Source organism: uncultured Pseudomonas sp. (genome assembly GCF_913777995.1).
GTDB lineage: Bacteria > Pseudomonadota > Gammaproteobacteria > Pseudomonadales > Pseudomonadaceae > Aquipseudomonas.
The window spans coordinates 105004-122973 of the sequence record NZ_CAJYVE010000020.1 but is presented as its reverse complement, the minus strand read 5'-3'; the positions used below and the strand labels follow the sequence as shown (position 1 = coordinate 122973).

18 protein-coding genes are annotated in these 17970 nt (G+C 62.1%); 16 read left to right on the top strand and 2 right to left on the bottom strand.

The genetic code is table 11. The features are described from left to right. Nucleotides 1-70: 70 nt before the first annotated feature. The 5 genes from rplU to QZ497_RS08730 all read left to right on the top strand — a co-directional run bounded on the left by rplU (nt 71) and on the right by QZ497_RS08730 (nt 3819). Nucleotides 71-385 carry a 50S ribosomal protein L21 gene (gene rplU / locus QZ497_RS08750; protein ID WP_295473181.1) on the top strand — a complete coding sequence of 105 codons (315 nt, stop codon included), beginning with the start codon at nt 71-73 and terminating at the stop codon, nt 383-385. Nucleotides 386-417: 32 nt separating this feature from the next. Then, complete coding sequence (gene rpmA / locus QZ497_RS08745; protein WP_295473179.1) at nt 418-693, top strand: 50S ribosomal protein L27; 276 nt, start codon at nt 418-420, stop codon at nt 691-693. Between the two features lie 202 nt (nt 694-895). Next, nucleotides 896-2119, top strand: a complete 1224-nt coding sequence (gene cgtA / locus QZ497_RS08740; protein WP_295473177.1) for an Obg family GTPase CgtA — start codon at nt 896-898, stop codon at nt 2117-2119. A 99-nt stretch (nt 2120-2218) separates the two neighbouring features. After that, nucleotides 2219-3337, top strand: a complete 1119-nt coding sequence (proB, locus tag QZ497_RS08735) for a glutamate 5-kinase (protein ID WP_295473238.1) — start codon at nt 2219-2221, stop codon at nt 3335-3337. A gap of 8 nt (nt 3338-3345) precedes the next feature. Next, a complete protein-coding gene (locus QZ497_RS08730; protein ID WP_295473175.1) occupies nt 3346-3819 on the top strand; it encodes a CreA family protein in 474 nt (157 codons plus the stop codon). Between the two features lie 156 nt (nt 3820-3975). Here QZ497_RS08730 and rpsT read toward each other — a convergent pair whose 3' ends face one another. Next, on the bottom strand, nt 3976-4248 hold the full coding sequence (gene rpsT, locus QZ497_RS08725) for a 30S ribosomal protein S20 (RefSeq protein ID WP_295473173.1): 273 nt from the start codon (nt 4246-4248) through the stop codon (nt 3976-3978). 248 nt (nt 4249-4496) lie between these two features. Between rpsT and murJ the strand changes: the two genes are divergently transcribed. The 6 genes from murJ (at nt 4497) to ispH (ending at nt 11945) form a co-directional block, all read left to right on the top strand. Next, complete coding sequence (gene murJ / locus QZ497_RS08720; protein WP_295473171.1) at nt 4497-6038, top strand: murein biosynthesis integral membrane protein MurJ; 1542 nt, start codon at nt 4497-4499, stop codon at nt 6036-6038. Between the two features lie 63 nt (nt 6039-6101). After that, on the top strand, nt 6102-7046 hold the full coding sequence (ribF, locus tag QZ497_RS08715; protein WP_295473170.1) for a bifunctional riboflavin kinase/FAD synthetase: 945 nt from the start codon (nt 6102-6104) through the stop codon (nt 7044-7046). A 67-nt stretch (nt 7047-7113) separates the two neighbouring features. Next, the gene (gene ileS, locus QZ497_RS08710) at nt 7114-9945 is read left to right on the top strand and encodes an isoleucine--tRNA ligase (RefSeq protein WP_295473168.1); all 2832 of its coding nucleotides are present in this window, start codon (nt 7114-7116) and stop codon (nt 9943-9945) included. Further along, nucleotides 9938-10453 (top strand): signal peptidase II, encoded by a 516-nt coding sequence (lspA, locus tag QZ497_RS08705; RefSeq protein ID WP_295473165.1) that lies wholly within the window; start codon nt 9938-9940, stop codon nt 10451-10453. Before ileS ends, lspA begins: the two co-directional genes overlap by 8 nt. Beyond that, a complete protein-coding gene (locus tag QZ497_RS08700) occupies nt 10446-10907 on the top strand; it encodes a peptidylprolyl isomerase (RefSeq protein WP_295473164.1) in 462 nt (153 codons plus the stop codon). Before lspA ends, QZ497_RS08700 begins: the two co-directional genes overlap by 8 nt. Before the next feature lie 90 nt (nt 10908-10997). Then, complete coding sequence (ispH, locus tag QZ497_RS08695; protein WP_295473162.1) at nt 10998-11945, top strand: 4-hydroxy-3-methylbut-2-enyl diphosphate reductase; 948 nt, start codon at nt 10998-11000, stop codon at nt 11943-11945. On the opposite strand, the gene QZ497_RS08690 is transcribed toward ispH, so the two are convergent. Then, nucleotides 11942-12436, bottom strand: a complete 495-nt coding sequence (locus QZ497_RS08690) for a GspH/FimT family pseudopilin (RefSeq protein ID WP_295473160.1) — start codon at nt 12434-12436, stop codon at nt 11942-11944. The two genes, ispH and QZ497_RS08690, sit on opposite strands and share 4 nt — an antisense overlap. Nucleotides 12437-12555: 119 nt before the next feature. Here QZ497_RS08690 and QZ497_RS08685 point away from each other — a divergent pair, with 119 nt between their 5' ends. The 5 genes from QZ497_RS08685 to QZ497_RS08665 are packed head-to-tail and all read left to right on the top strand — an operon-like array spanning nt 12556 to nt 17965. Beyond that, on the top strand, nt 12556-13023 hold the full coding sequence (locus QZ497_RS08685) for a GspH/FimT family pseudopilin (protein WP_295473158.1): 468 nt from the start codon (nt 12556-12558) through the stop codon (nt 13021-13023). Nucleotides 13024-13044: 21 nt separating this feature from the next. Then, nucleotides 13045-13569 (top strand): type IV pilus modification protein PilV, encoded by a 525-nt coding sequence (gene pilV, locus QZ497_RS08680; protein ID WP_295473156.1) that lies wholly within the window; start codon nt 13045-13047, stop codon nt 13567-13569. Continuing rightward, on the top strand, nt 13566-14282 hold the full coding sequence (locus QZ497_RS08675) for a PilW family protein (RefSeq protein ID WP_295473154.1): 717 nt from the start codon (nt 13566-13568) through the stop codon (nt 14280-14282). Before pilV ends, QZ497_RS08675 begins: the two co-directional genes overlap by 4 nt. 37 nt (nt 14283-14319) lie before the next feature. After that, nucleotides 14320-14805 (top strand): PilX N-terminal domain-containing pilus assembly protein, encoded by a 486-nt coding sequence (locus tag QZ497_RS08670; protein WP_295473152.1) that lies wholly within the window; start codon nt 14320-14322, stop codon nt 14803-14805. Beyond that, entirely contained in the window at nt 14792-17965 is a 3174-nt protein-coding gene (locus tag QZ497_RS08665; protein WP_295473150.1) for a PilC/PilY family type IV pilus protein, read from the top strand. The genes QZ497_RS08670 and QZ497_RS08665 overlap by 14 nt, the downstream gene beginning before the upstream one ends. The last annotated feature ends 5 nt before the right edge of the window (nt 17966-17970 follow it).

The window sequence follows — 17970 nt, the reverse complement described above, 5'->3', positions numbered from 1 at the left end:
CCGATGCAGCCATGCCAGCCGCCACTATTCCTATAAAGAGCTGGGTGAGCAGGAATTTCGGAGATACAACATGTCTTACGCAGTAATCGTTACCGGCGGCAAGCAATACAAAGTCGCCCCAGGTGAATACCTGAAAGTCGAAAAACTGGAAGTCGCCACTGGCGAATCCGTTACCTTTGACCGCGTTCTGCTGGTCGGCAACGGTGACGACGTCACCATCGGTGCTCCAGTCGTTGCTGGCGCTACCGTCGTAGCCGAAGTGGTTTCGCAAGGTCGTCACGACAAGGTTCGCATCATCAAGTTCCGTCGTCGTAAGCACCACATGAAGCGCCAGGGCCACCGTCAGTGGTACACCGAGATCAAAATCACCGGTATTCAGGCGTAATCCAGCCTAATCCTCATTTGGAGAATTGACTCATGGCACACAAAAAAGCCGGCGGTAGTACCCGCAACGGTCGCGACTCAGAAAGTAAACGCCTTGGCGTGAAAATCTACGGCGGCCAGGCCATCGTTCCAGGCAACATCATCGTTCGTCAGCGTGGCACCGAGTTCCACCCTGGCTACGGCGTTGGCATTGGCAAGGACCACACCCTGTTCGCGAAAGTGGAAGGCGTCGTGAAGTTCGAAGTCAAAGGCGCCTTCGGTCGTCGTTACGTGAGCATCGTTCCGAAGGCTGAAGCCTCGGCAGCGTAATCACGCAGTTGCATGAAAAGCCCTGTCCTGCGACGGGGCTTTTTCGTTTCGGTGGTGGTGAGTCTCTTGCAAAGCTGTTTGTGCGAGCGATTGTGATGCGGGCCTGTGCCTTCGGTTGTTGATCGGTATCGCAACGCTCATTTTTGCAAGGGGCTTATGAATTCATGTGGTTCGGCTCGTCCTCGTGACGGGAGCAGGCGTTATGAAATTTGTTGATGAAGTATCGATTCGGGTCAAGGCCGGTGATGGTGGCAACGGGTGCATGAGCTTCCGTCGCGAGAAGTTCATCGAGAACGGTGGCCCCAACGGCGGTGATGGTGGTGATGGTGGTTCGGTGTTCATGGTCGCCGACGAAAACCTCAACACCCTGGTCGACTACCGCTATACGCGGCATTTCGAGGCCCAGCGTGGCGCCAATGGCGGCAGCACCGACTGCACCGGGCGCAAGGGTGATGATCTGTTCCTGCGCGTGCCGGTCGGCACCACGGTGATCGATGCCGGCACCCAGGAAGTCATCGGTGACCTGACCAAGGACGGCCAGCGCCTGATGGTTGCTCAGGGCGGCTGGCACGGCCTGGGCAACACCCGTTTCAAGTCCAGTACCAACCGTGCGCCGCGCCAGACCACGCCGGGCAAGCCGGGCGACCAGCGTGACCTGAAGCTGGAGCTGAAAGTGCTGGCTGACATCGGCCTGCTGGGCCTGCCGAATGCCGGCAAGAGCACCTTCATTCGCTCGGTGTCTGCGGCCAAGCCGAAGGTGGCGGATTATCCGTTCACCACGCTGGTGCCGAACCTGGGCGTGGTCAGTGTCGACCGCTGGAAGAGCTTCGTGATCGCCGACATTCCGGGGCTGATCGAGGGTGCTTCCGACGGTGCCGGCCTGGGCATTCGCTTCCTCAAGCACCTGGCGCGTACTCGCCTGCTGCTGCACTTGGTCGACATGGCGCCGATGGATGAGTCCGATCCGGCCGACTCGGCCGAGGTGATCATCAATGAGCTGATCCGCTTCAGTCCGGCGTTGGCCGAACGTGATCGCTGGCTGGTGCTGAACAAGTGCGACCAGTTGCTGGAAGACGAGCAAGAGGAGCGCAAGCGCGAAATCGTCGAGCGTCTGGGCTGGACGGGTCCGGTCTACGTGATTTCGGCCATTGCCCGTGAAGGCACCGAGCGCCTGTCGCGTGACATCATGCGCTACCTGGAAGATCGTGCCGATCGTCTGGCGCATGACCCCGGGTATGCCCAGGAGCTGGCTGAACTGGATCAGCGTATCGAGGATGAGGCGCGTGCCCAGCTGCAGGCCCTGGATGACAAGCGTGCCCTGCGCCGCAGCGGCGTGAAGAGCGTCGATGACATCAGTGATGACGACGACTGGGGTGATGACCTGGACGACGAAGATGGTCCGGAAATCATTTACGTCCGTGAGTGATGGCTTGCAGTAAACTAACGCCGCTTTCGAGCGGCGTTTTTGCGTTTTGTGTCCTGAATTCGAATTGAAAAAAGCTCTCTGGCTAAGGTTGGAAAGATGATGCGCAGCAAAGTGACGGGTGCCCGGCGCTGGGTCGTGAAAATCGGTAGTGCCTTGCTGACCGCTGATGGCAAGGGCCTGGACCGCTCGGCGATGAGTGTGTGGGTCGAGCAGATGGTGGCGTTGCATGAAGCAGGCGTCGAGCTGGTGCTGGTGTCCTCCGGGGCGGTGGCGGCCGGCATGAGCCGTCTGGGCTGGGTGACCCGACCGAGCGCGATGCACGAGCTGCAGGCGGCGGCTGCCATTGGCCAGATGGGCCTGGTGCAGGCCTGGGAGTCGAGCTTTGCCGAGCACGACCGGCACACGGCGCAGATTCTGCTGACTCATGACGACTTGTCCGACCGCAAGCGTTACCTGAATGCCCGCAGCACCTTGCGTACCTTGGTGGAGTTGGGCGTGGTGCCGGTGATCAACGAGAACGACACCGTGGTCACCGATGAAATTCGTTTTGGTGACAACGACACGCTCGCGGCGCTGGTGGCCAACCTCGTTGAGGCGGACCTGTTGGTCATCCTTACCGACCGCGATGGCATGTTCGATGCCGATCCGCGTAATAATCCTGATGCGCAACTGATCTTCGAGGCGCGCGCCGATGATCCGGCGCTGGACGCCGTGGCGGGTGGCACCGGGGGTGCGCTGGGGCGTGGCGGCATGCAGACCAAGCTGCGTGCTGCGCGCCTGGCGGCGCGTTCCGGTGCGCACACGGTGATCGTCGGTGGTCGTATCGAGCAGGTTCTGTCGCGCCTCAAGGCGGGCGAGCAGCTGGGTACACTGCTGTCGCCCGAGCGCGAAATGCTCGCCGCGCGCAAGCAGTGGCTGGCGGGGCACCTGCAGACGCGTGGCACGCTGGTACTGGATGCGGGGGCGGTGAATGCCTTGGTGGCAGATCACAAGAGCCTGCTGCCAGTGGGCGTGAAAATGATCCAGGGCAGCTTCCGCCGCGGCGAGATGGTGGTCTGTGTGGGGCCGGATGGTCGTGAGGTCGCGCGGGGCTTGAGCAACTACAGCGCGATCGAGGCGCAGAAGATCATTGGTCAGTCCTCCGAAGCCATCGTGCGTGTGCTGGGCTACATGGCCGAGCCCGAGCTGGTGCATCGCGACAACCTGATTCTGGTGTGAGGGTGTCGATGCGCATGCTCAAGGTGGGATTGGCGCTGTTGCTGGCCTGGCCGGTGCTGGCGGCGGCTGAAGAAGTCGGGCAGGTCTCTACGGTGTTCAAGTTCCTCGGCCCTAATGATCGGATCGTGGTCGAGGCTTTCGATGATCCCAAGGTGGCGGGAGTGACCTGCTACCTGTCACGGGCCAAGACGGGCGGGGTGAAGGGTGGCTTGGGGCTGGCGGAGGATCGTGCCGAGGCTTCGATCGCCTGTCGCCAGGTGGGGCCGATCCGCTTCGTGGGTGAGCTGAAGGAAGGTGAGGAGGTGTTCAAGGAGCGCACCTCGCTGGTGTTCAAGACCATGCAGGTGGTGCGTTTCCTGGACAAGAAGCGCAATACGCTGGTTTATCTCGTCTACAGCGACCGGCTGGTCGAGGGCAGTCCGCAGAATGCGGTGACTGCCATTCCTATCCTGCCCTGGCCGAGTTCGCCTGCCGCGCCCTGAGCGCTGCTTTCGCTGCCTGGGCTTGCGGGGTGGCAAGGTCTGAGTGTTGTGGGTGTGCTGCAGCCTTCGTGGCTGAAGCTTCTCCTGCGGGGTGTCGCAGAAAAATACAGGCAATAAAAAACCGGCCCTGGGGCCGGTTTTTCAAGAACGGGTCAATCAGGCAGCTTCTTTCAGTGCCTTGATGTGGCCATTCAGGCGGCTCTTGTGGCGAGCAGCCTTGTTCTTGTGGATGATGCCTTTGTCGGCCATACGGTCGATGACAGGCACAGCCAGGGTGTAAGCGGCTTGCGCTTTTTCTGCGTCTTTTGCGTCGATGGCTTTGACCACATTCTTGATGTAGGTACGAACCATGGAACGCAGGCTGGCGTTGTGGCTGCGACGCTTCTCAGCCTGTTTTGCACGTTTTTTGGCGGAAGGTGAGTTGGCCACCGTCAAGCTCCTCGAAAGACTTCTTTATGAAATAGCTAACAAACAAGGCCGCGAATCATGCCGATGCGCCAGACGAATGTCAAGGGCGGATGCAAGTTTACGCCGAGTGGTCTTGCGCGTGGCCGGTGATTCATTTCCGGCGCTGGCGCTGTAAACTCGCGGCTTTTGGCTTCGGGCTCGAAAGGGCGCGGAGTATGGCATGAAATGGCGTGCAATGCGCGTCCAACAGTCGAGGCGTACCCTTTCGCATGAACCTGCTCAAGTCTCTGGCTGCCGTCAGCTCCATCACCCTGCTATCCCGGGTGCTGGGTTTCGTGCGCGACACCATCATCGCCCGGGCCTTTGGCGCGGGCATGGCCACCGATGCCTTCTTCATTGCTTTCAAGCTGCCCAACCTGTTGCGACGGATCTTCGCTGAAGGGGCGTTCTCCCAGGCGTTCGTGCCTATCCTGGCCGAGTACAAGAACCAGCAGGGGGAGGAGGCGACCCGCACCTTCGTGGCCTATGTCTGCGGCCTGCTGACTCTGGTGCTGGCCCTGGTGACCCTGCTGGGTGTGCTGTTCGCGCCCTGGATCATCTGGGTCACCGCGCCGGGGTTCGCCGATACGCCGGAGAAATTCGCCCTCACCTCCGATCTGCTGCGGGTGACCTTTCCTTATATATTGCTGATCTCGCTGTCATCGCTGGCCGGTGCCATTCTCAACACCTGGAACCGCTTCAGTGTGCCGGCCTTCGTGCCGACGCTGCTCAACGTCAGCATGATCCTGTTCTCGCTGTTCCTGATTCCGTACTTCGATCCGCCGATCATGGCGCTGGGCTGGGCGGTGCTCGCCGGTGGCCTGGCGCAGCTGCTTTACCAGCTGCCGCACCTGAAGAAGATCGGCATGCTGGTGCTGCCGCGCCTCAACCTGCGCGACACCGGCGTGTGGCGGGTGATGAAGCAGATGCTGCCGGCGATTCTCGGGGTGTCGGTGAGCCAGATCTCGCTGATCATCAACACCATCTTCGCGTCGTTCCTGGTGGCCGGCTCGGTGTCGTGGATGTACTACGCCGACCGCCTGATGGAGCTGCCGTCCGGTGTGCTGGGCGTGGCGCTGGGTACCATCCTGCTGCCGATCCTGTCGAAGACCTACGCCGACCGTGACCGCCATGAGTATTCGCGGATTCTCGACTGGGGGCTGCGCCTGTGTTTCGTACTGGTGCTGCCCTGCACCCTGGCGTTGGGTCTGATCGCCGAGCCGCTGACCGTCGCGCTGTTCCAGTATGGCAAGTTCGATGCCCATGATGCGCTGATGACCCAGCACGCGCTGATCGCCTATTCGGTAGGGCTGTTGGGCATCATCCTCATCAAGGTGCTCGCGCCCGGTTTCTATGCCCAGCAGAACATCCGAACCCCGGTGAAGATCGCCGTGTTCACTCTGGTGGTCACGCAACTGCTCAACCTGGCTTTCATCGTACCGCTGCAGCACGCCGGGCTGGCCCTGGCCATCAGCGTCGGGGCGACGCTCAATGCGCTGCTGCTGTTCTGGCAACTGCGCCGGCAGCGACTGTTTCAGCCGCAGCCTGGCTGGCCGCTGTTCCTGGGCAAGCTGTGCGTGGCGGTGGTGGTGATGGCCGGTGTGCTGCTGGCACTGATGCACCTGATGCCGGCCTGGGAGCAGGGTGGCATGCTTGAGCGTCTGCTGCGTCTGGGGGTTCTGGTGGCTGCCGGCGCCGCGGCCTACTTTGCCATGCTGCTGCTGCTGGGCTTTCGTCTGCGGCATTTCGCCCGCAAGGCGATCAAGTCGTAAGGCTTCTGTCGTAGCGGGCATTGTCTGGGTATAATCGGCCACTTTATGAGCAAGATGCGCGTTATGCAGCTGGTTAGAGGCCTTCACAACCTGCGCCCCCAGCACCGGGGCTGCGTCGCCACCATTGGCAACTTCGACGGCGTCCACCGTGGCCACCAGGCGATCCTGGCGCGCCTGCGCGAGCGAGCGGTCGAGCTGGGCGTGCCCAGCTGCGTGGTGATCTTCGAGCCACAGCCCCGCGAATTCTTCACCCCCGACAGTGCCCCGCCGCGCCTGGCACGCCTGCGCGACAAGATCGAGCTGCTGCGTGGCGAGGGCGTTGACCGGGTGCTGTGCCTGTCTTTCAATCAGCGCCTTGGCGGCCTGAGCGCCACCGAGTTCGTCGACACTATCCTGATCGACGGCCTGGGCGTGAAACATCTGGAAGTGGGCGACGATTTCCGCTTCGGTCATGACCGCTCCGGCGATTTCGACTTCCTGCGCCAGGCGGGTGCCGCTCAGGGTTTCAGCGTCGAGGCGGCGCAGACCGTCGAGATCGACGGCATGCGGGTTAGCAGTACCAAGGTCCGCGATGCCCTGGGGCAGGCCGATTTCACCCTGGCCGAGCACCTGCTGGGCCGCCCGTTCGGCATCGCCGGGCGTGTGCTGCATGGCCAGAAGCTGGCGCGCCAGCTGGGCACGCCGACCGCCAACGTGCAGCTCAAGCGCCGCCGGGTCCCGCTGAGCGGCGTTTACCTGGTCAGCACGCTGATCGATGGCAAGGCCTGGCCCGGTGTCGCCAACATCGGCGTACGGCCTACCGTGGCCGGCGACGGCAGCGCCCACCTGGAAGTGCATGTTCTGGATTTTGCTGGTGATCTCTATGGCCGGCGTTTGACGGTGGTGTTCCACCACAAGCTGCGTGATGAGCAGCGTTTCGCCTCGCTGGAGGCCCTCAAGGCGGCGATCAATGCGGACGTCGCCGCCGCCCGTGCCCATTGGCACGGCCAACCCGACGAGCGTCCATGAGCTGCAGTCGAGTGCCGTGCGGGCGAGCGCAGACTTTTCATTTGCACATTCTTACCAAGAGCCTGAAATGACCGATTACAAAGCCACGCTTAATCTTCCGGACACCGCCTTCCCGATGAAGGCCGGCCTGCCCCAGCGCGAGCCGCAGACGCTGCAGCGTTGGGACAGCATTGGCCTGTACCAGAAGCTGCGCGAAATCGGCAAGGACCGTCCCAAGTTCGTCCTGCACGACGGCCCGCCCTATGCCAACGGCAAGATTCACATCGGTCATGCACTGAACAAGATCCTCAAGGACATGATCGTGCGTTCCAAGACCCTGGCCGGCTTCGACGCGCCGTATGTACCGGGTTGGGACTGCCACGGTCTGCCGATCGAGCACAAGGTCGAGGTCACCCACGGCAAGAACCTCAGCGCTGACCAGACCCGCGAACTGTGCCGTGCCTATGCTGCCGAGCAGGTCGAGGGCCAGAAGGCCGAGTTCATCCGTCTGGGCGTTCTGGGCGACTGGAGCAACCCGTACCTGACCATGAACTTCGCCAACGAGGCCGGTGAAATCCGCGCCCTGGCCGAGATGGTCAAGGGCGGCTTCGTGTTCAAGGGCCTCAAGCCGGTGAACTGGTGTTTCGATTGCGGTTCGGCTCTGGCCGAAGCGGAAGTCGAGTACCAGGACAAGAAGTCCGCGACCATCGATGTGGCCTTCCCGGTGGCCGACGAAGCCAAGCTGGCCGCCGCGTTCGGCCTGCCGGCGCTGGACAAGCCTGCCGCGATCGTCATCTGGACCACCACGCCCTGGACCATTCCGGCCAACCAGGCGCTGAACGTCCACCCTGAATTCACCTATGCCCTAGTCGACATCGGCGACCGCCTGCTGGTGCTCGCCGAAGAGCTGGTGCAGGCCTGCCTGGCGCGCTACAAGCGCGAGGGTTCGGTCGTCGCCACCGCGACCGGCAAGGCGCTGGAGCTGATCAACTTCCGTCATCCGTTCTACGACCGCCTGTCGCCGCTGTACCTGGCCGAGTACGTCGAGCTGGGCGCCGGTACCGGCGTGGTCCACAGCGCCCCGGCGTACGGCGTGGACGACTTCAACTCGTGCAAGAACTACGGCATGAGCAACGACGAGATCCTCAGCCCGGTGCAGAGCAACGGCGTGTATGTCGAGTCCCTGGAGTTCTTCGGCGGCCAGTTCATCTTCAAGGCCAACCAGAACATCATCGACAAGCTGGCGGAAGTCGGCTGCCTGATGCACACCGAAACCATCAACCACAGCTACATGCACTGCTGGCGCCACAAGACCCCGCTGATTTACCGCGCCACCGCGCAGTGGTTCGTCGGCATGGACCGTCAGCCGACCAGCGGTGCCAGCCTGCGCGAGCGTTCGCTGCAGGCCATCGACCAGACCAAGTTCGTTCCGGCCTGGGGCCAGGCGCGCCTGCACTCGATGATCGCCAACCGCCCGGACTGGTGCATCTCGCGCCAGCGCAACTGGGGCGTGCCGATCCCGTTCTTCCTGCACAAGGAAAGCGGCGAGCTGCACCCGCGTACCGTCGAGCTGATGGAAGAAGTGGCCCAGCGTGTCGAAAAACAGGGCATCGAGGCCTGGTTCAAGCTTGACGCCGCCGATCTGCTGGGCGACGAAGCCGCCAGCTACGACAAGATCAGCGACACCCTGGACGTGTGGTTCGACTCCGGCACCACCCACTGGCACGTACTGCGTGGCTCGCATGACATCGGCCACGAACAGGGCCCGCGTGCCGATCTGTACCTGGAAGGCTCCGACCAGCACCGTGGCTGGTTCCATTCCTCGCTGCTGACCGGTTGCGCCATCGACGGCCATGCGCCGTACCGCGAGCTGCTGACCCACGGCTTCACCGTGGATGAGAATGGCCGCAAGATGTCCAAGTCGCTGGGTAACACCATCGAGCCGCAGAAGGTCAACGACACCCTGGGCGCCGACATCCTGCGTCTGTGGGTTTCGGCCACCGACTACTCGGGTGAAATGGCCGTTTCCGAGCAGATCCTGCAGCGCAGCGCCGATGCCTACCGGCGTATTCGCAACACCGCGCGCTTCCTGCTCTCCAACCTGTCCGGCTTCAATCCGGCCACCGACCTGTTGCCGGCCGACCAGATGCTGGCGCTGGACCGCTGGGCCGTGGACCGTGCGCTGCTGCTGCAACGCGAGCTGGAAGAGCACTACGGCGAATACCGCTTCTGGAACGTCTACTCGAAGATCCACAACTTCTGCGTGCAGGAGCTGGGCGGCTTCTACCTGGACATCATCAAGGACCGCCAGTACACCACCGGTGCCGACAGCACCGCGCGGCGTTCCTGTCAGAGCGCGCTGTTCCACATCGCCGAGGCGCTGGTGCGCTGGATCGCGCCGATCCTGGCATTCACCGCCGACGAGCTGTGGCAGTTCCTGCCGGGCGAGCGCAACGAATCGGTGATGCTCAATACCTGGTACCAGGGCCTGAGCGAACTGCCGGAAGGCTTCGAGCTGGACCGCGCCTACTGGGAGCGCGTCATGGCGGTGAAGGCTGCGGTCAACAAGGAAATGGAAAACCTGCGCGCGGCCAAGGCCATCGGCGGCAACCTGCAGGCCGAAGTGACCCTGTACGCCGAAGACTCCCTGGGCGCCGACCTGGGCAAGCTGGGCAACGAACTGCGCTTCGTGCTGATCACCTCCACCGCCAGCGTCGCGCCGTTCGCGGCAGCGCCGGCCGATGCCGTGGTCACCGAGGTCGCCGGGCTCAAGCTCAAGGTGGTCAAGTCGGCCCACGCCAAGTGCGCACGCTGCTGGCACCACCGCGAAGATGTTGGCAGCCATGCCGAGCATCCGGAAATCTGCGGTCGCTGCGTAGACAACATCAGCGGTGCCGGTGAGGTGCGCCACTATGCCTGATCACGCTGCGGGCCGTTTCGGTCGCTTGTCCTGGCTGTGGCTGAGTGTGCTGGTACTGGTCATCGACCAGGCCAGCAAGTACTACTTCGAGCACTCGCTGAACCTGTACCAGCAGATCATCGTGATCCCGGACTACTTCAGCTGGACCCTGGCCTACAACACCGGCGCGGCCTTCAGCTTCCTGGCTGACAGCGCTGGCTGGCAGCGCTGGCTGTTCGCGCTGATCGCCCTGGTGGTCAGCAGCGTGCTGGTGGTCTGGCTCAAGCGCCTCGGTCGCCACGATACCTGGCTGGCGGTGGCCCTGGCACTGGTGCTGGGCGGTGCCATCGGCAACCTCTACGACCGCGTGGTGCTGGGCCATGTCATCGACTTCATCCTGGTGCATTGGCAGAACCGCTGGTACTTCCCGGCGTTCAACGTCGCCGACAGCGCGATCACCGTCGGTGCGGTGATGCTGGCGCTGGACATGTTCAAGAGCAACAAACGTACAGAGGCCGCCCATGACTGAGCACTCCCCACAGGCTGAGACTCGGATCGCTCAGAACACCCAGGTGACGCTGCATTTCGCACTGCGCCTGGAGAATGGCGACACCGTCGACAGCACCTTCGACAAGGCGCCGGCCACCTTCAAGGTCGGCGACGGCAACCTGCTGCCAGGCTTCGAAGCGGCGATCTTCGGCTTCAAGGCGGGCGACCACAAGAGCGTGCGCATCCCGCCGGAGAACGCCTTTGGTCAGCACAACCCACAGAACGTGCAAACCATGGCACGCTCGCAGTTCGAAGGCATGGAGCTGTCCGAAGGCCTGCTGGTGATCTTCAACGACGCGGCCAACACTGAGCTGCCCGGTGTGGTCAAAGCCTTCGACGACCAGCAGGTGACCATCGACTTCAACCATCCGCTGGCCGGGAAGGCGCTGGAGTTCGAAGTCAGCATCCTTGAGGTCACGGCGCTGGCTTCCTGAGCCAGGCCGCATTCCGAGCCGTGGCGGCCCCGGCCGCCAGGCGCCGCTCCAGTAACCTTACGCAAGCGCCAGACGCAGCCGAGGCACAGCATGCAAATCAGACTCGCCAACCCCCGCGGTTTCTGCGCCGGCGTGGATCGCGCGATCGAAATCGTCAACCGCGCCCTCGAGGTATTCGGGCCGCCGATCTACGTGCGCCATGAAGTGGTACACAACAAGTTCGTGGTCGAAGACCTGCGTTCGCGCGGAGCGATCTTCGTCGAGGAACTGGATCAGGTGCCGGACGACGTCATCGTGATCTTCAGCGCTCATGGCGTGTCCCAGGCGGTGCGCAGCGAGGCGGCCGCGCGCGGCCTCAAGGTGTTCGATGCTACCTGCCCGCTGGTGACCAAGGTGCATATCGAGGTGGCCAAGTACAGCCGTGACGGCCGCGAATGCATCCTCATCGGTCATGAAGGCCACCCCGAGGTGGAAGGCACCATGGGCCAATACGACGCCAGCAATGGCGGGGCCATCTACCTGGTGGAAGACGAAGAAGACGTCGCCAGCCTGCAGGTCAAGGATCCAGAGCGTCTGGCCTTCGTGACCCAGACCACGCTGTCGATGGATGACACCAGTCGGGTCATCGACGCCTTGCGCCAGCGCTTCCCGGCCATCGGCGGGCCGCGCAAGGACGATATCTGCTACGCCACCCAGAACCGCCAGGATGCCGTCAAGCAATTGGCCAGCGAATGCGATGTGGTACTGGTGGTGGGCAGCCCGAACAGCTCCAACTCCAATCGCCTGCGCGAGCTGGCCGAGCGTATGGAAACTCCGGCCTACCTGATCGATGGCGCCGAAGACCTGCAGCGCAGCTGGTTCGACGGTGTGAACAACGTCGGCATTACCGCTGGCGCCTCGGCGCCGGAAGTGCTGGTGCGCGGCGTGATTCAGCAACTCCAGGCCTGGGGCGCCGCCGGGGCCGAAGAACTGGACGGGCGCCCGGAGAACATCACCTTCTCGATGCCCAAGGAATTGCGCGTCAAGAACGTCGGTTAACCGCAGGGCGGATGCTCCACGCGCCGCTCTGCCAGCCGGACCTGCCCGGTGATCGCCACGATCACCTGGTAGTCGCTGCTCGTCTGCCGGGGCTGGCAGACATGCAGGGTGCCGTTGGCCGCTCCCAGCAACCCGCCCAACCCTGAAAAGCTGAGCTTCTCCGCCACCTTGCTGTTGCCCACGATACGCACCCGGCCATCGAGCGCGCGTTCGACCAGCAGCGGTCCATCCGGGCGGCCGGTGTTATGTTCGGCAATGATCTGCCAGCCGTAGCTCCAGTCCTGGTCGATGGCCTGGATGGTCACCTTCTGGTTGCGGCTGATCGCCGCCACGCGTGCCGCACGAATGCCGCTGGCCAGTTCCCGCGCGGCGGTGAGCCGTTGCTGGTTCTCGTACAGCTCGCCCAGTCCGGGCGCGGCGGTGCCAATCAGCAGGCTGAGGATGGCCAGGGCGATCAACAGCTCTACCAGGGTGAAACCGCTCTGTTTCATGTCTCTTCCCTCCTTGGAAGCGGTGCTTCACACTCGTCAGCGAAAAAGCACCGTATATCCTTATAAGCGTTGTTAAGTGTTGCAGCGGCTTTATAGTCGGTCCGTCAAGGAGACACTCGATGCGTCATCACGCCAAGGCCTTCACCCTCGTCGAATTGTTAGTCACTGTGTCGCTGGTGGGCATCCTGGCGGCCATCGCCATTCCCAGCTTCAGCAGTTCGATCCAGAACAACCGCGCAGAAACCGAAGTCAGCGAACTGCAGCGGGCGCTGAACTACACGCGCCTGGAGGCGATCAACCGCGGCATCACCCTGCGTATCGCGCCGGTCAGCGGCAGCGACTGGACCACGGCGTTGCAGGTGACAGACCCCACCAATAGCAACAACCCGGCCATCCGTAACTTCCTGGACATGAGCAGCGGTGCGGCGATCAATACCGGGAATGTCGCTGCAATCGATTTCAACAATCTGGGCGGGGTTTCCTCGCCGGCCAGTGCGGTGACCATGACCTACACCCGTGGCTCGATCACCCGCACCCTCACGGTCTGTCTGACCGGCAGGATCGTTCTGAATGGAAGCTGCTCATGATCGCTCTGAATGGAAATTGCAATGCGTAAGGCCGGTCGAGTGCCCCAGGCGGGCATGACCCTGATCGAGGTGCTGATCTCGGTGCTGATCCTGGCCATCGGCCTGCTGGGTGCCGCGGCCATCCAGCTCAATGCGCTGAAATACACCGACAGTTCGGCGATGAGCAGCCAGGCCAGCTTCATCGCCTACGACATGATGGACCGCATCCGCGCCAACGTGATCGGCAACGCCACGGGCAATGGCGCGACCAATGTGCTCGCCACCTACGCGCTGGCCAACCTGGCAGCAACACCAGCGCGGGGCACCGACGCCCGTTCCATCGACCTGAACGACTTTCAACAAAACGTGACCAACCTCGCCGGCACCGATGGCGCCAACAGCAGCATCGCGGTGAACGGGCAGGTGGTGACCATCACCATCCTGTGGAACGACACCCGCGCCGCCAGCGCCAGTGATCAGGCGCTGGCGGCGACGGCATCCGGCAACCAGCGTTCATTTCAGATCCGTTCGCAGATCGGTGTGACAACCATCGGAGCGACACCATGAAGTCTCGGGTGCGCGGTTTCGGGCTGGTGGAAATCATGGTGGCCCTGGTGCTGGGCCTGGTGATCAGTGCCGGTGTGGTGCAGGTGTTCATCGCCGCGCGTGGCACCTTCGCCAGCCAGGGCTCGGCAGCGCGCATGCAGGAAGATGCACGCTTCGTGCTCAGCAAGATGGTGCAGGAACTGCGCATGACCGGCATGTACGGCTGCCTGGGCACTGACAGCTACACCTTGGCGCCGACAGCGCCAGAGATTTCCCGGACCACGACGGTGGCGCTGAACAATCCTATCCTGTGGGATAGCACCACCAGCACCCTGACGCTGGTCACCGCTGATATCGGCACGACAGGCACCGCGCCCACCTGGACCATCCTGTCCAACTGCCAGACCGCCTCCCAGTTGTTCGCTGGCGCCAGGGCGCCGGCTGCCGGGCAGACGGCTTTCCCGTTGCGGCAGCTGTTCTACACCTTCGCCAATAACACCCTGAGTGTCAGAAGTCAGCTGAATGCGACGCCTCAGCCCTTGCTGCAGAACGTCATCAACTTTCAGATCCGCTTTGGTCTGGCGGGCAGCCCGATGACCTACGTCGACAATGTCACGGCGGCTAGCGCTGCAGAGGTTCGCAGTGTGCGTATTGCATTGACGCTGCGAGACCCGGATGGCCGGGTCAGGGACCAGGACTATAGCGTGGTCGCCTACCTGCGTAACCGGATGTGATCGGGTGTTCAATGAGACAAGAAAGGAGAGTGTGGCAATGACCCCGTTGCGCAATGCGCCGTCCCGCCAGCGAGGCATGGTGTTGCTGGTCAGCCTGGTATTCCTGCTGCTGCTGACCATGTTGGGTATTTCTTCCATGCAGAACGCCAGCCTGCAGGAGAAGATGGCCGGCAGCGTGAGCCTGCGCAACCAGACTTTCCAGACTGCCGAAGCGGTATTGCGTGTGGGCGAGTCGCAGATCAACGCAACCTTCCAGATGGCCCAGTGCGCCAACGCTACCGCCTGCCTGCCGCCGACCGATTCCACCATCGTGACCCGAGCAGGTTCGGGATCGGGTGGGGCGGTCACCTGGGTGGCAGTAGGCGATGGCGGGTTCTACGCCATCCAGAACCTGGGTACCACGGCGAGCCCTGTGCAACGACCACCCAACTGCAGTGGCTCAGCGACTCTGTACCGAGTGACCGCCGTGGCCATTCAAGGACCGTCGCGTACTGTACTGGAGAGTATCTATGCCAATTGCTAAGGCCCTGCTGCACGTGGGCAGGTATCTGGCGGGGGCCTTGTTGGGGCTGTACCTGGCCGCGCCGGCTTATGCCTTCAACCCGGCCCAGGTGCCGCTGCTCAGCGCGCCGGCGGTCACCCCCAACGTCATGCTGCAAGTGGATAACTCCGGCAGTATGGACACCATCATCACCGCCACGGGCTACAACCCGTCCGTCAACAACGGGCCGATCTATACCCCGGTGTACAGCTGCTTTCTGATCTTCTGTGGCTATTCGCAAGGCAACCAGGTCAGTAACGGAACAGCCGATTACGTGTTCGTCGGCAACCTGAGCAGAAATGGCTGCAGTGGCACCAACGCCTATGCGTTCTACAGAAATTCCAACGCGATCATCTGCATCACCCTGGCCGACCCGGCCGGCGGGGGCAATACTCGTTATCCGATCAATTACCTGTCCTGGCTGGTCTCCGAAGTCAACGCAGGGCGCAGTGTTTCAGGCATCCCGACTCAAAGTCGCCTGACCACGGCCATATCCGTGGCGCAGAACCTGGTGCAGAACAACCGCGCGCTGCGCATTGGTCTGGCCGCCTACAACCCACCCATCCCTGGCGGCGACCTTGGGCCGGGAGGAAGCATCAAACAACTGGTGGCCGATCTCTCGCCGGTGGCAGCCAATGCCTACCAGGCCGCCGTCAGTCAGCAGACCGCCGATACCAACTACAACAACCTGCGCAATGCCATCGCCAACCTCAAGGCCGAGTCCAATACGCCGTTGGCGGAAACCTACTACCAGGTCACGCGATACTTTCGTGGTCTTTCGCCGTACCCGGCCTATAACGGTTCGCCAGCGACTTATACCAGCCCCATCCAGTACCGCTGCCAGAAGAACTACGGTGTGGTGATCACCGATGGCCTGCCCACCTATGACAGGACCTTCCCCAACAACGACCCGGACGACCCCAACGGCTGGCTGCCCAACTGGGACCGTATCGCCAACGACGGGCCGGGCGGTGATGACGAAGGCGATACGCTGTATCTGGATGACATTGCCAAGTTCGCCTACGACATCGACATGCGTCGGGATTCGCGCACGCCGGGCGGCGACCTCACAGGCAAGAGTTGGGACACGGCGGGTTTTTCGGTGCAGAACATGCGAACCTACACTATCGGGTTCACCACCAATGACCAGATGCTGATCGATGCCGCCGACAACAACCATGGTCGGGGGCGCTATTTCCAGGCCAATGACAGCGCCGCGCTCAACAGCGCGCTGAGCCTTGCCCTGGGCGATATCTATGCCAAGGTAGGGTCGGGAGGTGGTGGAGCATCCAACACCTCTACCTTGCAGACTGGCACACGTCTGTACGATACCCGTTACGATCCTGCCGACTGGCACGGGACAATCCGAGCCTTTGATGTCAACGCGACTACCGGAGATCTGGGCTCGCTTCTCTGGAGTACCGATAGCACCATCACCAGTGGCGCCAATACCACCTTCGAGTCTTGGAATACCGCCACGTCGGCCCGGATCAACCTGGATTTCAACAGCTTTTCCCAACCACAGCAGGCGGCGATCAATGCTACGCTGCCGAGCGGTGTCGACGGCCCTGCGCTGATCAACTGGAGCAAAGGCTCAGCCAATGCCAACCTGCGCACGCGTAGCGTACTGCTTGGAGATGTCATCAATTCTCCGGTGGTAGCCGCCATGCCAGCGGACAAGACCGCTACCAGTCTGCAGGGAGATACCAGCTACTCCACTTATCTGACGAGCAAGGCGGCGGGTATGATCAGCAGCCTGCTGGTCAATTCCAACGATGGCTTCTTCAATGTCATCAGTGCTGAAACGCGCAGTGCCCCGGTCAGCCAGCAGGGGCAGCGTCGCTATGCCTTCATGCCGTCGTCGGCGTTGACGTCGTTGTCTACCATTGCCTCACCGTCCTACGGCTCGGGTGTACACAAATTCACCGTTGACGGTCCTATCTCCGTCTTCGATACCCAAGCGGGTGCTGGCTCCGCCTGGCGCACCGTGGCCTATGGCGCTACCGGAGCCGGAGGCAAGGCCTACTTCGCGGTCAAGCTGTTCGAGGTCGGCAACAATGCACCCAGTGTACTTTGGGAAATCAAGGCGCCCGATGCGTCGACTCCAGCCAATCAGTTCAACAATCTGGGCTACGCCTATTCCAAGCCGGACGTCGCGCGGATGGCCGACGGCACCGGGATCATGGTGATCGGTAATGGCTATGGCAGTTTCACTGGCCGCGCTTCGCTGTACGTCGTCAATGCCAATACCGGCGCTTTCATCACCGAGATCCAGACGCCGCAATTGAACAACGAGACCGATAACGGCCTTTCTTCGGTCAAGCTGCGGGTCAATGCACAGAATGTCGTACAGGCCGCTTATGCGGGCGACCTGAAGGGGCGGATGTGGAAATTCGATCTCAGCGGTGCCAACCCCAGCAGCTGGAAGCTGGCCTTCAATGGCCAGCCGCTGTTTACCGCTCCTGGCGGTGCCAACCAGCCCATCACTGTGCAACCGCTGGTGCTGGATCACCCGTTGAATGGCAAGCTGGTCTACTTCGGTACCGGCAAATTCAGCGAAACCTCCGACAAACAGACTACCGCGCAGCAGGCGTTCTACGCTATTTGGGACGCCGACTCGGGTTCGGGCAACATTGTCCAGACTAATCTGCAACCGCAGACCATCAGCGGTACTGTTACCGGCAGCAATGCGACCTACTCCACATCGACTAGCTATGACGTGGACTGGAGTTCGCGCAAGGGATGGTATCTACAGTTGGCAACGGCTGCGCCCTACCTTGGCGAACGGGTGATTTTCCCGGCCCAGTCGCTACGTGATCGTATTCTCCTGACTACGGCGGCAGTCAACTCCTCGGATCCCTGCGAGAGCATCGGGACGAGCCGGTTGTTCGAACTGAACGCCGCGACAGGTAGCATGTTCAGTTATCCGGTGCTGGACACCAACGGTGATGGGCGCATCAATAGCTCTGACACGCTGGTGTCAGGAAGGGCATTCTCAGGAATCATTTCCGTAGCTGCGATCATCATGGGAAGCGAAAACATCATGAAGTTCGTTGTTGGTGGCGACGCCCCTGAAAGTGTCAAGAACCCGAGTTTCGCCGCCGGGGTTTACCAACGCATCATGTGGCGCCAGATCCAGTAGAAAGG